14 protein-coding genes are annotated in these 14,339 nt (G+C 64.9%); 5 read left to right on the forward strand and 9 right to left on the reverse strand.

Going from position 1 to position 14,339, the window contains the following annotated elements:
- Positions 1 to 21: 21 nt before the first annotated feature.
- From G5C33_RS09050 to G5C33_RS09060, 3 genes are read right to left on the reverse strand one after another with little or no spacing between them, the layout of a single operon-like run.
- Positions 22 to 672: a TadE/TadG family type IV pilus assembly protein gene (locus G5C33_RS09050; protein WP_228275262.1), complete on the reverse strand. Its 651-nt coding sequence runs from the start codon at positions 670 to 672 to the stop codon at positions 22 to 24.
- Entirely contained in the window at positions 669 to 1,292 is a 624-nt protein-coding gene (locus G5C33_RS09055) for a TadE/TadG family type IV pilus assembly protein (RefSeq protein WP_165326915.1), read from the reverse strand. Before G5C33_RS09055 ends, G5C33_RS09050 begins: the two co-directional genes overlap by 4 nt.
- Positions 1,292 to 3,325, reverse strand: a complete 2,034-nt coding sequence (locus G5C33_RS09060) for a TadE/TadG family type IV pilus assembly protein (RefSeq protein WP_165326916.1) — start codon at positions 3,323 to 3,325, stop codon at positions 1,292 to 1,294. Before G5C33_RS09060 ends, G5C33_RS09055 begins: the two co-directional genes overlap by 1 nt.
- A gap of 111 nt (positions 3,326 to 3,436) precedes the next feature.
- Here G5C33_RS09060 and G5C33_RS09065 point away from each other — a divergent pair, with 111 nt between their 5' ends.
- Together G5C33_RS09065 and G5C33_RS09070 are read left to right on the forward strand one after the other, a co-directional pair.
- Complete coding sequence (locus G5C33_RS09065) at positions 3,437 to 4,105, forward strand: squalene/phytoene synthase family protein (protein WP_165326917.1); 669 nt, start codon at positions 3,437 to 3,439, stop codon at positions 4,103 to 4,105.
- A gap of 65 nt (positions 4,106 to 4,170) precedes the next feature.
- Positions 4,171 to 4,641 carry an EF-hand domain-containing protein gene (locus G5C33_RS09070; protein ID WP_165326918.1) on the forward strand — a complete coding sequence of 157 codons (471 nt, stop codon included), beginning with the start codon at positions 4,171 to 4,173 and terminating at the stop codon, positions 4,639 to 4,641.
- A 6-nt stretch (positions 4,642 to 4,647) separates the two neighbouring features.
- On the opposite strand, the gene trmFO is transcribed toward G5C33_RS09070, so the two are convergent.
- From trmFO to G5C33_RS09090, 4 genes are all read right to left on the reverse strand, one after another.
- On the reverse strand, positions 4,648 to 6,003 hold the full coding sequence (gene trmFO, locus G5C33_RS09075; protein WP_165326919.1) for a methylenetetrahydrofolate--tRNA-(uracil(54)-C(5))-methyltransferase (FADH(2)-oxidizing) TrmFO: 1,356 nt from the start codon (positions 6,001 to 6,003) through the stop codon (positions 4,648 to 4,650).
- Between the two features lie 10 nt (positions 6,004 to 6,013).
- Positions 6,014 to 6,463, reverse strand: a complete 450-nt coding sequence (locus G5C33_RS09080) for a hypothetical protein (protein WP_165326920.1) — start codon at positions 6,461 to 6,463, stop codon at positions 6,014 to 6,016.
- Positions 6,460 to 7,323, reverse strand: a complete 864-nt coding sequence (locus G5C33_RS09085; RefSeq protein WP_165326921.1) for a fatty acid desaturase — start codon at positions 7,321 to 7,323, stop codon at positions 6,460 to 6,462. Before G5C33_RS09085 ends, G5C33_RS09080 begins: the two co-directional genes overlap by 4 nt.
- Before the next feature lie 85 nt (positions 7,324 to 7,408).
- Positions 7,409 to 7,957 (reverse strand): GbsR/MarR family transcriptional regulator, encoded by a 549-nt coding sequence (locus G5C33_RS09090; protein ID WP_165326922.1) that lies wholly within the window; start codon positions 7,955 to 7,957, stop codon positions 7,409 to 7,411.
- A 169-nt stretch (positions 7,958 to 8,126) separates the two neighbouring features.
- Here G5C33_RS09090 and G5C33_RS09095 point away from each other — a divergent pair, with 169 nt between their 5' ends.
- A complete protein-coding gene (locus tag G5C33_RS09095; protein WP_165326923.1) occupies positions 8,127 to 8,681 on the forward strand; it encodes an HdeD family acid-resistance protein in 555 nt (184 codons plus the stop codon).
- A gap of 22 nt (positions 8,682 to 8,703) precedes the next feature.
- Here the strand turns inward: G5C33_RS09095 and G5C33_RS09100 are convergent, their stop codons facing one another.
- Positions 8,704 to 9,048: a DUF952 domain-containing protein gene (locus G5C33_RS09100; protein ID WP_165326924.1), complete on the reverse strand. Its 345-nt coding sequence runs from the start codon at positions 9,046 to 9,048 to the stop codon at positions 8,704 to 8,706.
- 99 nt (positions 9,049 to 9,147) lie between these two features.
- Here G5C33_RS09100 and G5C33_RS09105 point away from each other — a divergent pair, with 99 nt between their 5' ends.
- A complete protein-coding gene (locus G5C33_RS09105) occupies positions 9,148 to 10,899 on the forward strand; it encodes a tetratricopeptide repeat protein (RefSeq protein ID WP_165326925.1) in 1,752 nt (583 codons plus the stop codon).
- A gap of 14 nt (positions 10,900 to 10,913) precedes the next feature.
- Positions 10,914 to 11,450, forward strand: a complete 537-nt coding sequence (locus tag G5C33_RS09110) for a hypothetical protein (protein WP_165326926.1) — start codon at positions 10,914 to 10,916, stop codon at positions 11,448 to 11,450.
- A 100-nt stretch (positions 11,451 to 11,550) separates the two neighbouring features.
- Here G5C33_RS09110 and gyrA read toward each other — a convergent pair whose 3' ends face one another.
- The gene (gyrA, locus tag G5C33_RS09115; RefSeq protein WP_165326927.1) at positions 11,551 to 14,334 is read right to left on the reverse strand and encodes a DNA gyrase subunit A; all 2,784 of its coding nucleotides are present in this window, start codon (positions 14,332 to 14,334) and stop codon (positions 11,551 to 11,553) included.
- Positions 14,335 to 14,339: the final 5 nt, after the last annotated feature.

A 14,339-nucleotide genomic window follows, 5' to 3' on the forward strand; every position in this document is an offset into this window, starting at 1 on the left:
CGCCCGGCCGACGTCTTCCGGTCAGCAGGTGGAGGCCGTGACGCCCGGCGTATCGTAGATGCGCGAATAATCGCGTGTGTCGCGGACCATCATCGATGCGATCTCGGTCATCGCGGATTCGGGCGCCAGCGACGTCTTCACCAGCGGCTGATATTCGTAATAGACCTCGACAAAGATCGTGCCGCCGCCCGCCGGAGCGGTAACTTTCTGGTCGATCGGGCCCATACCGGTGAGATTGTCGTCATTTTCCTCGCCAAAGGCCGAATCATGGCTGGTGAGGTCGCCGCGACAGCGCTGCCAGCCGATCTTGTATCGGTCGTTGTGATCGGGGTCGGGTTCGAGGCTCGAGATGATCACCCGGCCGTGGGTATAAAGGTCCAGCTCGCCCGCCTGCAGCCCCGCGCCGGTCAGCAGGTCGTCGATATCGCCCTCGGATATCTTCTTGACCATCAGCTGCCCCCCGGTGCCGATGCGCGCGCCATTGTCGGCGATGTGCAGCGCAAGCTGGCTCAGCCGCATCCGCGTGGTGATGAAGTTGGTAAGCTCGGCGCCGGTCAGGCTGAGCGCCAGCAGGATCGGCAACGACAAGGCGAATTCGAGCAGCGCCAGCCCCTTGCTGTCGCGATGCAGCCGCGCGAGACACGCGGCGATTTTCCGCAACCGTGCGTTCACGGGCAATTCCTCACCGTGGGGGCGCTGTAGCTTTCCTGATCGGCATAGGGCTGATTGCGCAGCACCGTCGACGCTTCGATCGTGATCGTGTCCGATCCGCCGACAAAGCGATAGAGCGGGAACATCTGGGGGTAGCTTACCGAGACCGTGTAGAGGGTGGTGTCCTTCGCGCCGCCCTGTCCGGCGTTGCCGCCATCGGCATCCCAGAGCGAATTGTTGTTCTCGTCCTCATAAGGTTCGCCGTCATCGCACCGGCCGTTGTGATTGGTGTCGGTCCAGTCCTCCGGCGCGGCCGCGGCGGCTTCGGTGAAGGTACGATAGAAACGGCGCTTGAAGTCGATCGTGGCATTGTTGGCGAGCGCCAGCACCTGTTTGCGCACGGCATCGTCCAGCACGGCCTGGCGGGCGGATTCGCTGCTGCTTTCCAGCGTCGAATCGCGGGCGGTCTTCTGAATGATGCCCTGCAGCACCGATCGCATGTAGAGCGTATGGGCCACGTCGAACGCGCCGATCAGCAACAGGCACAATGTCGGCGCGACGATCGCGAACTCGACGAGGGTCGCGCCGCGGGAATCGCGACGCAGCCGAGCGAGCAGCGGCAGGAAGCGGAAGCGCGCCATCAGCCGGTAAGCCGCAATTGCGAGATTTCGCCGGCGATCGCGCTGAACGTCTGCTGCAGCGCTTCGGAATCGCGAGCGGTGCGATATCGGCCCGGCGACGCGCAATTCTCCAGCCGCATTTCGGTGGAATTGTTGGTGCCGTTGCCGAACGAGATCACCCAGAGCGTGATGTTCTTGTTCTTGATCTTGGTGCAGATGTCGAGGAAGCGCGCATTGACGCGGTGATCCATTTCCGCGCTGCTGGGCGCCTGGCCGTTGCTGTTCTGGCGCCGGTCGAACCAGGGCAGGCCATAGGCGGCATAGTCGTAATTCTGTGCCACCGTGTCGCCGTCGGTCATGAAGATCACATGGCGAACGATCGATCCGCCGCTGGGCGTGGTCGCGTTTTCCGATCCGAAGATGCCGTCGGGCGATACGAGCCGCGCGCCCCACAGCAGGCCGATGTCGTGATAGGTGTTGCCGTTGGCGTTCAGGGCGTTGACATAGCTTTCAAAACCCGAGGCGCTGTTCCATTCCTGCAGCTTGCGTGCCGCCGGGGGGCAGTAATATTGCGGGTTGCCGCGATATTGGTTGGTGGTGCCGATGATCGCCGAATAGGACCACTGGTTGGTGCTGGACGCATTGTCATACTGTCCCGCACCGCGCAGGAAGATCGCACCCGGCAGCGCCGGCGCCCACAGGGTGGAATGGTCGCTCTGATCCGGGATCATGTCGATGTTCAGATCGTTCGCGTCGGTCGGCGCGACGTTCTGATTGTTGTTGGCGATCGTTTCGCGTTCCTCGATGCACCCGTCCCAATAAACCGGGACGTCGGCGCCATCGTCACCGATTGGCAGGTTCACATAGCTGTTCCAGTCGGTGCCGTCCTTCAGCCCCGAAATATCCTGCTCATACTGGCCATAGTCCCACCCGTCGAACGACTGTTCGGTTACCGCCTGGCGCACTTCGCTATGCACCACGCTGGTATAGGTGCCGCGCGTACGGGTGCGCTGCTGCACCTGGCATGCCCAGCCCATGATGCCCGTCGCAATCGTCTGGTACTGCGTATCCACATAGCCGGTGACGGTCCGCGTTTCCCATGTTCGCGTGTTGCCGTTGGTCACCACCTGAGTGTCATAGGTCGTCGTGGTCGGCCCGGTGGAGGAATTGGGGGGATAGGCGGGGCAGCTGAAATACTGCGCCGATCCATAGTTGGTCCAGTTGCTCCAGTCGCCGGATTCATTGCCGCCGCTGCCCGGTGTGGAAGGCTGTTCCACCCATTGGTAGCTGGTCGACGTGCTCCAGTGCGGCCGGCGCGTCTGATACTCCCAGGTGTCGGCGAAATAGGCGGTGGGCAGCAGCCGGCCGACATTGACATTGGTATTGTACGGCACAAATCCGAAGCGGACCTGAACCTGCCCGGTGCCGCCGCTCTGATTGCCGCCGGAGCAATCTTCGGTCGTATCGCGTCGCGCGACGACTTCGTAAAAGCATTTCACGGCGCTGCGCAGGCTGGCGATCTTCGTCTGGGTATCGGTGTTCACCGCCTTGCTGCCCATCGACCCGGTAACGTCGAGAACGAACATCACATCGGTGTTGGGCAGGCGCATTTCGGCGTCGCATGTGACGGACAGCGTTTCGGTTTCATCGCCGAAAATGCGCATCAGCGTCATCGGCAGCGTCGCCGTTGCGGCGCCGGTCACCTTGCCGCCGCTTTCGGTGAATTCCTTTTCGACCGAGCTGGCACCATAGGGCGAAGTGGTGATGTTCGCCTCGAAGAATTCCTCGGCGGCCTCACGCGCGGCGAAGTTGTTCGCGCTCCACGTGCCCGCGCCCATCGCCTTGCGTCCGGCCAGCGCGCCGGCGTCGCAGGCATGCTGCAAGCGCGTCTTGACGATATACATGCGGCTGATATCGATGCCGCCGCCAACCATCCCCGCCAGCGGAATCAGCGCAAGGCCCATGATCGCCATCGTATTGGCGCGCACGTCGCGGGCCAGCGCGGCAAGAAAGCCGCGGGCCGATCGCTGCTGGCGTTGGTTTCGTAGCGACATGGTTGTGCTTGCGGTCCCCGGTTAGCCCCCGTCTATGCGGCAGGAGCGGATAATGGCGTTTCAACGATCAGGGTTAATTTCGCGCTTACGAAGCGCCCGGCGGCGCGCGGCATGACGCCTGCCGAAGCGGAACGGAGCGTGATTCTGACCTATGCGCCGCAGGACCGCCGCGAAGGGCTTTCGGCGCTGCTCGCGCTCGATGATGCGCTGGGACGGCTGCTCGCGACGACCAGCGAGCCTGCGCTTGGACAGATTCGCCTGCAATGGTGGCGCGAGGCGCTGCAACGGCTCGATACCGCGCCGCCGCCGGCCGAGCCGGTGCTGGAGGGACTGGCCCGCGCGGTGCTGCCGACGGGCGTCACGGGGGAAGACCTGTCGGAAGTCATCGCCGGATGGGATGCGCTGATCGAAAGCGAAACGCTTGACGAGGCGGCGCTGGCGCGCTTCGCCCAGGGCAGGGGGCAGACCCTGTTCCGCGCCGCCGCCTGCCTGCTTTCCGGCAAGTCGAGCGACCCTGTCGATGCGGCGGGGCAGGGCTGGGCGCTCGCCGATCTCGCCCGTCACCTCGATCGCGAGGAAGAGGCTGCGTTGACCCGCGCGCTTGCCGAAAAACACCTTGAGGAAGCGGCACGCCACCGCTGGAGCGCGGGAAGGCGCGCGCTCGGCGCGCTCGCGCTGCTTGCGCGTCGCGACCTGTCACTGCCGCGCGGCGCACAGCCGCCGGTCGGATCGCCTGCCCGTGTGGCGCGGCTGGTCTGGCATCGCCTCTCGGGTCGCTGAGCGATCGCGCTTGCGTCGTGCCGCGCACGCGATAGCCTCGGTATCGCGAAAGGAGGGGGAACGGCATGTGGCGCTATTTCGTGGGTGCGCTCGGCGCATTGAGCCTGGCGCTGGCGGGCATGTTCTTCTTTCGCGGTCTGGCTGCGCCCGAAGCCGCGCCGCTGCCGCCCGCGCCGATACCGGTCGCCGCGCCTTCCGGCACGCCCTCCGCGACGCCGCTGCCCAGGGCAGTGCCGCAGGCGACCGAAAAGACGCTCGAGGAAAAGCGATTCGACCGCTACGACCGCGATCACGACGAAATCGTCACGCGCGAGGAATATCTGCGCAATCGCCGCCGGTCCTATGCCCGGCTCGACACCAATGGCGACGGCAGGCTTTCGTTCGAGGAATGGGCGATCACCACCACGACGCGCTATGCCGATGCCGATGCGGACGGCAACGGCACGCTCAACCGCACCGAATTCGAGGACACGCGTACGCGCCCGGCACGGCCGCGATCGAAACCGACGCCGGCCTGCCGCTGCGATGATGACTGACGGACGTCAGGCAGCAGGCATCCACTGCGCAAAGGCGTCGCGCGCGCGTCCCGTATAGAGCAGCTTGCGATCGGCCTTCTTCGTCCGCCCCTTGCCCGTTACCGGCGGGAAGAGACCGAAATTGACGTTCATCGGCTGATAGGTCGATGCCTCCGCGCCGCCGGTGATGTGATGCAGCAGCGCGCCGAGCGCGGTTTCCACCGGCGGAGGGCTCAGCGTTTCGCCTGCCAGCTCGGCCGCGGCGAACCGCCCGGCCATCAATCCGATCGCCGCGCTTTCGACATAGCCTTCGCAACCGGTAATCTGTCCGGCGAAACGGACATGCGGCGCCGACTTCAGCCGCAGCGTCGGGTCGAGCAATTCGGGCGACTTGATGAAGGTGTTGCGGTGCAGCCCGCCCAGCCGAGCGAACTCGGCATTTTCCAGGCCGGGAATTGTCCTGAAAAGAGCAACTTGCGCGCCATATTTCAGTTTTGTCTGAAAGCCGACAATGTTCCACAATGTCCCGCTGGCATTGTCCTGGCGCAGCTGCACCGCGGCATAGGGCCAGCGCCCCTGCGGATATTCGGGCGTGCGGTCATGCGGATTGTCGAGCCCCACCGGCTTCATCGGCCCGTGGCGCAGCGTGTCAATGCCGCGCTCGGCCATCACTTCGATCGGCATGCAGCCGTCGAAATAGGGGACATTCTCCCATTCGCGAAACTCGGTCTTCTCGCCGTCGAGCAGCCCCTGGACGAAGGCGACATACTGCTCCTTGTTCATCGGGCAGTTGATATAGTCGCCGTCCTCGGAGCTTTCCGCCCCCTTGTTCCAGCGCGACTGTTTCCATGCCACCGACATGTCGATGCTGTCGAAGTGGACGATCGGCGCGATTGCGTCGAAGAAGGCGAGTTGATCCTTGCCGGTGGCGCCGGCGATGCTGCCCGCCAGACTCTCGGCGGTCAGCGGGCCGGTGGCGATGATCGTGAGGCCGCTTTCTGGAATAGAATCAACACGTTCTCGAACGATGCTGATATTCGGATGCGATTCGAGCGCGGCCGTCACGCTCTGCGAAAATGCGTCGCGATCGACCGCTAGCGCGGAACCGGCGGGCACCTTGTGTTCGTCGCCCTTGCCCATGATCAGCGAGCCGAGATCGCGCATCTCCTGATGGAGCAGCCCCACGGCATTGCGCTCGGCATCATCGGAGCGAAAGCTGTTCGAACAGACCAGTTCGGCCAGCCCGTCGGTCTGATGCGCCGGCGTCATGACGCCGCTGCCGCGCATTTCGGACAGGCGGACCCTATGCCCCGCCTGCGCCAGCTGCCATGCGGCCTCCGATCCGGCGAGGCCGCCGCCGATGATATGAATGTCGTGCGTCATACGCGCCTGGTTACTCGCTCTCTTCGGGAAGCCAGCGCACATAACGCCGCGCGAGCAATGCGCATAGGGTGCCGGTGGCGGCGCCGAACAGGAACACAGAGGCTCCCATCACCCTTGTCGCCAGAAAAAGCCCGACGCTGCCGATAAGGACGGTGAGCAAAGTTATGACTCCGCCGCCGATAAAGCCTCCCGCAATTCCCCAAGCGGCATAGGCGCGTGCCCAAATATGGGCGCAGCCCAAGCTGGCCATTGCGTAGCTTCCGAACATGGCGGGAATGGCGGAAATGAAGAACCCGAATATGAACGAGATGCCGACCAATGGAATGAATGAGATCAGTGTTCCTGCACTCTCAACGCCGCCCTCGACCAACGCACCGGTTGCCAGGATCGCAGCACCAATTGGCCCACCGGCAGCGGCGGCGACCAGCCCGCCCTTTGAAAAGTCGACTCGATCGCTCATGACTCCGCACCTCGTGCAGCCGACAGCAAGACGGTTGGTTTTCGAGGGATGGGCAGCACCATTTGTCGTTTCGTCGCCAGGGTCGGAAATGCCGCGTCGTTCCGTCCCGCCCGCACCGCGAGCCGCTTCACCGGCACTGCCGGAAACAAATGGTGCTCGAGATGCAGAAACATGTTGTAGCTAAGGCAATTGACCAGCGCGGACCGCTGGGTGCGCGCGTCGAGGCCGCTTTCCGCGACGTCATGATGGGTGATCCACACCGCGAAGAAGCCGGTCAGGCATTGCGCCACCAGCATCGCGGCGAGGTGATAGAGCAGGAACGTCGCGCCGCTGCCGAGCGCGGTGGCGATCATCGCGGCGTTCAGCCCCGCATCGATCGTCATCCGCCGCCGCAGCGCTGTTCCGCCGTGCCGCCAGGCACTGGCCTGCGTCTCGACCGGAAAGGCGGGGCCATAGGCGAGCACGCGCCAAGCGGACATCCGCCCGCATTTCCCCTCGATATCGTCGGGCGTGCCGATCCGGCTGTGGTGCAGGAGATGGTTGTACGCCACCGAATGGTTCGAGCCGAGCATGAGGAAGCTCAGGCCGTGCAGCACGCGCCGATGCCCGCGCGGCGAAAAGCCGAGATTGCCGTGCACCGCCTCGTGATTGAGGCGCAGCGCAGTGAGGAAGAACAGGAAGCTGGCGGGCAGGGCGAGCCACCACAGCCCCGCCTGCGCCGCGACCCAGCTTGATAGCAGCCAGGGCAGGGGGTGGAGGCATTCGATCAGCCCTTCGCGCCGCGTCATCGGTGTCAGGTCGCGCCACGGCACCGATCGCAGCGCTGCCATCGGTGCTTGCGGGGGTGCGGGTTCGGCCATGACGTTTCTCCCTTTCGAATATTTCTGTAAATTCAGAAATTCATAGGCGTGATGAATTGCGTTCCTGTCGTGTCGGTCTTTCGGGTTATTCCTCGGTCTTGCCGCCGCCGGGGATGAAGCGCGCGACGCGGCTGCCGAGCTTCATCAGCGTGACGAGCGTCGATTTGGGCAGGCCGCGTACCTGCTCATACCAGTTGGTTAGCGTGGAAATGAATTCGTGCATCCGCGTCACCCGCTCGCGCAGATGGGCGGGGGCCCGCGGATCGTTCTTCAGCTTTTCGGCGAGTTCGCCGAGAAGCGCGATCGTCGGGTCGATCTCGCGCTTCTTGCGCTCGGCGACGATGCGCATCAGCATTTCCCACAGGTCGCTCTCGGCGACGAAATGGTCGCGCCGGTCGCCCTCGACATGGACGCGGCGGACGATCGAATAGCCCTGCAATTCCTTGAGCCCGTTCGACACGTTCGAACGCGCGAGGCCGAGTGCGTCGCAGATATCCTCGGCGGTCAGTGGATCGGCGGAGAGATAGAGCAGCGCATGGATCTGCGCGACCGACCGGTTGACGCCCCATTGGGTGCCCATTTCGCCCCAGTGGAGGATGAACGCCCTGGCGTCGGGATGATCGGTCAGGCTCATGCGACACTCCTATTTCTGTAAATACAGAAATTAGTGCAAACATGTCAACCCGACGCGTATGGGGGCTGGCGCGATGTTTTGGCGTCAATGCGTGTTTTCCACACGGAACCAACGTCCGCGCCGCCGATTTCAGTCTGCGCGAAGCAACTATCGGGGCAAGGAACGGACGATGGCGGAAACGGGAGAAACCGCGGCGGAAAATAGCTGGGGCTGGATGATGGCGATGGCCGTGCTGACGATTTTGCTCGGCATTTTTCTGCTCGCCACGCCCTATTTCACGGCGCTGATGACCGGAATGGTGATGGGGTTCAGTCTGGCGCTGCTGGGTGTCGGCGGCATCGTGATGGGGATTCGCGCGGTGCGTCCGCGGCGGCGCTGGCTGGACATTCTGCTCGGCGCGGCCGCCTTGCTGATCGGGCTCTATACCTGGATATTTCCGCTCGCCGGCACGCTGTCGCTCACCCTGCTTCTGGGCGTCTGGCTGGTTTTGCGCGGCATCGCCGAACTGTTCGCGATCAGTCAGCTGCACGATGGCGGCGGGCGCGGGCTGCTGCTGCTTTCCGGCCTGCTCGATCTGGTGGTGGGCGTGTTTCTGCTCGCTTATTATCCGTTTCCGGCAATGGCCTATCTGGGTATTTTCGTCGCGGTCAGCTTCCTGATGGGCGGCTTCGCGCTTTTCGTCGCGGCGCTGGGGCTGCGGCGGCTGGAAAAGGGGCTCGCCTGAACCACGTGCCTGACCGGGGCAATCAGCCGGCGACGGGCAGCTTCACGGTGCCGTCGTCTTTCCGCTCGATCGGGCTATAGGCGATCAGCGTTTCGAGCAGCATCGGCGCATAGAGATGCGGGAACAGCGCGCCGCCCCGGCTTTCCTCCCATTTGATCGCATCGCCATGCGCGGCCAGGTCGACCGCGGCGATCCAAAGCCCTTGCTGGCCGGCGAAATGCTTGTCGACCGTCTCGGTCAATTGTGCGGCGGTGGACAAGTGGACATAGCCGTCGGCAAGGTCGATCGGCGCGCCCGAAAACCGGCCCTCGCGCTTGAGTTGCGCCATCTGCTCGCCGGTCAGCACCTTGTACGCCACTATGTCCATTACAAACTCCGTTAGCTTTGCGATTGCCGTTTACACGGCGATTTCCCCGCCGCTACGCCTTCTCCCGCATCGTCGCAAACAGGGCCGGGGGAGGCTGGTATGCGCGTGGTTCGATTCTGTTCGTTGCTGCTCGCCTGCCTGGCGCTGAACAGCGCGGTGCAGGCGCAGGATGTTCCGTCCGCTTATGACGGCCATGCCGACGGCGCCGTCTATAACGGCAAGCAGATGATGCCCTTCACGCTCTACGGTGTCGCGATCCGCTGGGACCGCGATTGCCGTCGCGGTCGCGCCGAGCGGTGCATGCGGCTCGCGCACGCTTATGACGAAGGGGCGGGTGACCTCACCGCCGATGTTCGTGTGTCGATCGGTTACTATATCCTCGCCTGTCGCAAGGGCTCGGGCCCGGGCTGCGCGCGTGCCTCGGCGATGCTGCGCAACGGTGCGGCGGGCTTCACCAACACCGATCTCGCGCTCGAGCTTTCGCAGCATGGCTGCAGCGCGCTCAAGGATCAGGACAGCTGCGCGGCGATGTCTGCCGTCATGACGGCCTCGGGCGGCGAAAGCGCGCAATCCGTGGCGGTGGCCGATCGCGCCTGCGCTGCGGGTTCGGCCGAGGGGTGCCGGTTGCGGGCCAATCGCCTGCTCGCGGGGAACGACGCGAGCGGCCAGGCGCGCGCGGTCGCGATGTTCCGCGAAGCCTGCGACAAGGGCCAGGCTTGGGGCTGCCTCGGCCTCTACGATGCCTATAGCGCAGGGCGCGGTGTCGCCGCCGATCCGCGACAGGCCGCCGCTGCCGCCGAACGGGGATGCACCCGCGCCGCCGGCGATCGGCTGCGGCTGTGCGCCCTGCATGGCGACACACTCTCGCGGGCGGGGTCTGCCGAAACCGTGCGGCGGGGCGAGAATTTCCTTGTCACCGCGTGCCGGGGCGGCGCGCCCGAGGCATGCTACCGGCTCGGCGAACTGGGCATGACGCGCCCCGCCGGCGCGCGCACCAATGACGGCGAAGCGATCTATTACTGGCGCCGCGCCTGCGATTTCGATTTCGCCGCCGGGTGCCGCAGCCTGGGGCAGGCCTATGCCCGCGCCACGGTGGTCGGGCGCGATCGCGCGGTGGCGGTGGCGCTGGCGGACAAGGCCTGCCGGCTCGGCGATACTGGCGGCTGCGCCGATGCGCGCGCGCTGGTCTCGGCCGATCCGGCTGTGCGCAGCCGCATACCCGCGATCGATCCGGCCGCACCCGCCGCCAATCAGATCGCGCTGGCAAAGGCGGTGGTCGATCGCGGCGGGCCGGGGGCGCAGGCCGGGCTCGACGCCGTCGCGCGGCTGATGCGCGAATGGAACGAGGATGCCGAATGGCTGCTCGGCGGCTGGCTCTATTACGGGCTGCCCGGCCTGATCGATCAACCCAACCGCCAGGACGGCTTCGTCCTGATCGAAAATGCCGCGCGTGTCGGCCATGTCGACGCGGCGGTCTGGGTCGGCATGGCCTATTGGTATGGGGACGGCGTTGCCGAGGACAGACGCAGGGGCGAGGGCTATATGCGCGTCGCGGCCGAGCGCGGCAGCGAAATGGCCGCCGCCATCTATCGCTCGATGCGCGCCGAACCGACCCGCCGGGAAAATGAGCGCCGCCGCCGCGAGGCCGAGGAGCAGGCCCGCCGCAACCGGGCGGACGCATGGACGCGTGCCTGGAGCCGCTGGTCGCCCAGCTATTCCTCGGTCGGCGTCACGCCCGCTTACACCGGCCGCACCGTCGGCCAGATCATCGACCAGAGCAACTGGGACAATGCCATCCGATATTATTCGGGCGGCACCGGAAGCTGCTCCAGCTACAACCCATATTGCTGAAAGGAATCAACAGGATGTCTTTTGGATATAATATCGGATATGCGGCGATGGCAGTGTTGGCATCGGCATGTTTCGCGGGCAGCGCCTCGGCGCAGCAAACCATGTCGCTCAATTATCAGAGCAGCGAGCGAAACGGCGTGTGTGCGTTCACGGTGGAAGGCGGCACGCTGCCCGGCACCGACAAGCCGTTCAAGTTCGAACTCAGCCTGCGCGCGCGTGACTCCAATTTCGGCGCGACGATCAAGGTCAATGGATGGAACAGGGCACAGGCCGCCGACCCCGATGCCAATCATCCGATGATGCTCGAATTCGAAGGCGCGGGCGCAACCGTTTCGCGCTCGGGCGGGTATAGCAGCGGCTTCTGGGACATGGCCTGGGCCGGTTGGGGCCCGGGGGCCAATTCAGAGCCCGCGTTGGCGCTGCTCCAGAAATCGCGTTTCGTGCGCGTGCATTTCGATGGCGTCGATTACGGCCGCATCGATCTGCAGGGCACAGCCGGATTCGCCTATACTTGGCTCATTCAGTGCCGCGAGCGGCTGCTCGCCGAATGATCGCGAATGCCTCTCCCGCGCGACCCGGGGAGAGGTTGGTTGAGGGCAGCGGGTTCAGCCCGCTGCCCTCCTTTTTCGATATTGCGGCTGCGCGCCCGGGTCAGCCTTCGCCGCCGCCGGTGTCGTCCGAATCATCGGCGGCTCCGTCCGGCGCTTCGCCATCCTGCGGAGCGGCGGAGGCCTCGCTCAGTTCCTCGGCCACCAGTTCCTCGGCGGGGTTTTCCGGTTCCTCGTCCTCGTCGATCCGCGCGGCGCCCACGACATGTTCGTCGTCCGCGACATGGAACAGCCGCACGCCCGCCGAACCGCGCCCGATGACGCGCAGGCTTTCGAGCGGCATGCGGATCATCTTCGCCTTGTCGGTGACGAGCATCAGCTGATCGGCGCGCGTCGCGGGGAAGCTGCCGACGACCGGCCCGTTGCGGGCGATATTGTCGATATTGGTGATACCCTGACCGCCACGGCCGGTACGGCGATATTCGTACGCGCTGGAAAGCTTGCCATAGCCGTTGGCGCAGACGGTGAGGATGAACTCCTCGCCTTCGGCCATCGCCGTCATGGTGTCGGCGTCGAGCGTCGGCGCGTTTTCATTGTCCTTCCACGGCGCGGCGCGCAGATAGGCTTCGCGCTGTTCGGCGTCGAAATCGTTGCCACGCAGGATCGACAGGCCGATCACCTGATCGTCGCCCTTCAGCGTCATGCCGCGCACACCGGTCGAGGTGCGGCTCTGGAATTCGCGGACATCGGTGGCGGCAAAGCGGATCGCCTTGCCCTGGCGTGAAGCCAGCAGCACGTCATCCGCTTCGGTGAGCAGCGCGACGCCGATCAGCCAGTCGTCGCTGTCCTCGTCGAACCGCATCGCGATCTTGCCGTTCGACGGCACGTTGGTGAACGCATCCATCGAATTGCGGCGCACCGTGCCGTTCTTGGTCGCGAAGACGATGTGGAGATTGCCCCATTCGCCTTCGTCCTCGGGCAGGGCGAGTACGTTCGAAATCGTCTCGTTCGCGGCGAGCGGCAGCAGATTGACCATCGGCCGCCCGCGCGTCTGCGGCCCGCCTTCGGGCAGCTTCCACACCTTGAGGCGATAGACCTTGCCCGCGGTCGAGAAGAACAGCACCGGCGTGTGCGTCGACGTGACGAACAGGCTGGTGATCGCATCCTCGTCCTTGGTGGCCATCCCGGCGCGGCCCTTGCCGCCCCGTGCCTGCGCGCGGAAGGTGGCGAGCGGCGTGCGCTTGATATAGCCGCCGTGCGTAACTGTAACGACCATGTCCTCGCGTTCGATCAGGTCCTCGTCCTCGATCCCGTCGACGGCGGCGGCGATTTCGGTGCGGCGCGGCGTCGCGAACTGCTCGCGGACGGTCACCAGCTCCTCGCGCATCACTTCATAGAGACGCGCGCGATTGCCGAGGATTTCGAGCAGCTCTGCGATGCTGTCCGCCAGTTTGGCGAGTTCGTCGCCGATCTCGTCGCGGCCCAGCGCGGTAAGGCGATGCAGGCGCAGGTCGAGGATCGCGCGAACCTGCGTATCGGTCATCGTGTAGGTGTCGCCGGTAATTTCGGTTTCCACCGCTTCGACGAGGCGCAGATAGGGCGCGATTTCCGCCACCGGCCATTCGCGCGCCAGCAGCTTTTCGCGTGCTTCGGCCGGCGAGGCCGATCCGCGGATCATCTTCACCACTTCGTCGAGATTGGTGACCGCGATGACCAGGCCGAGCAAGATATGGGCGCGCTCGCGGGCCTTCACCAGCTCGAATTTCGACCGCCTCGTAATGACTTCCTCGCGGAACTTCACAAAGGCTTCGATGATGTCGCGAAGGTTGAGCACTTCCGGGCGGCCGCCGCGGATCGCGAGCATGTTGGCCGCGAAGCTCGACTGCGCCGGGGTGTGGCGCCACAGCTGGTTGAGCACGACTTCGGGCGTCGCGTCGCGCTTCAGGTCGATGACGATGCGCACGCCTTCGCGGTTCGATTCGTCGCGAATGTCGGCGACGCCTTCGATCCGCTTGTCCTTGGCGGCTTCGGCGATCTTCTCGACCAGCGCGTTCTTGCCCTGCTGGAACGGGATTTCGGTGAGCACGATCGAACGCCGGTCGCCGCGCTGCTCGATTTCGTAGCGCGAGCGGACCATCATCGATCCGCGCCCGCTCTCATAGGCGGAGCGAATGCCCGAACGGCCGAGGATCTGCGCGCCGGTCGGGAAGTCCGGGCCCGGCACGATCTCCATCAGCTCTTCGGTGGTCAGCAACTCGCCGCCGGTCACGCTGCGGTCGATATAGGCAAGGCAGGCGTCGATCACTTCGCCGGGATTGTGCGGCGGAATATTGGTCGCCATGCCGACGGCGATGCCGCCCGCGCCGTTGACCAGCAGATTGGGGAAGCCCGCGGGCAGTACCGAAGGCTCGGTTTCCGACCCGTCGTAATTGTCGACGAAATCGACCGTGTCCTTGTCGAGCCCTTCGAGCAGCGATCCCGCCGAGCGTGCCAGCCGCGCTTCGGTGTAGCGCATCGCGGCGGGCGGATCGGGGTCCATCGAACCGAAGTTCCCCTGACCGTCGATCAGCGGCACCCGCATCGACCAGTCCTGCGTCATGCGCGCCAGCGCGTCGTAAATCGCGGAGTCGCCGTGCGGATGGTATTTACCGATCACGTCACCGACGATGCGCGCCGACTTGCGATAGGGCCGGTTGTAGAAGAAGCCGCTTTCATAGGCCGAATAGAGAATCCGGCGGTGCACCGGCTTCAGCCCGTCGCGAACGTCCGGCAGCGCGCGGCTGACGATGACGCTCATCGCATAGTCGAGATAGCTGGTCTTCATCTCCTCGACGATGGAGATGGGGGTAATGTCGGAAGGGTCCGCGAGGACGGTCTCGTCGGTCAAAAGAC

The organism is Sphingosinithalassobacter tenebrarum (genome assembly GCF_011057975.1).
GTDB classification, from domain to species: Bacteria; Pseudomonadota; Alphaproteobacteria; order Sphingomonadales; family Sphingomonadaceae; genus Sphingomonas; species Sphingomonas tenebrarum.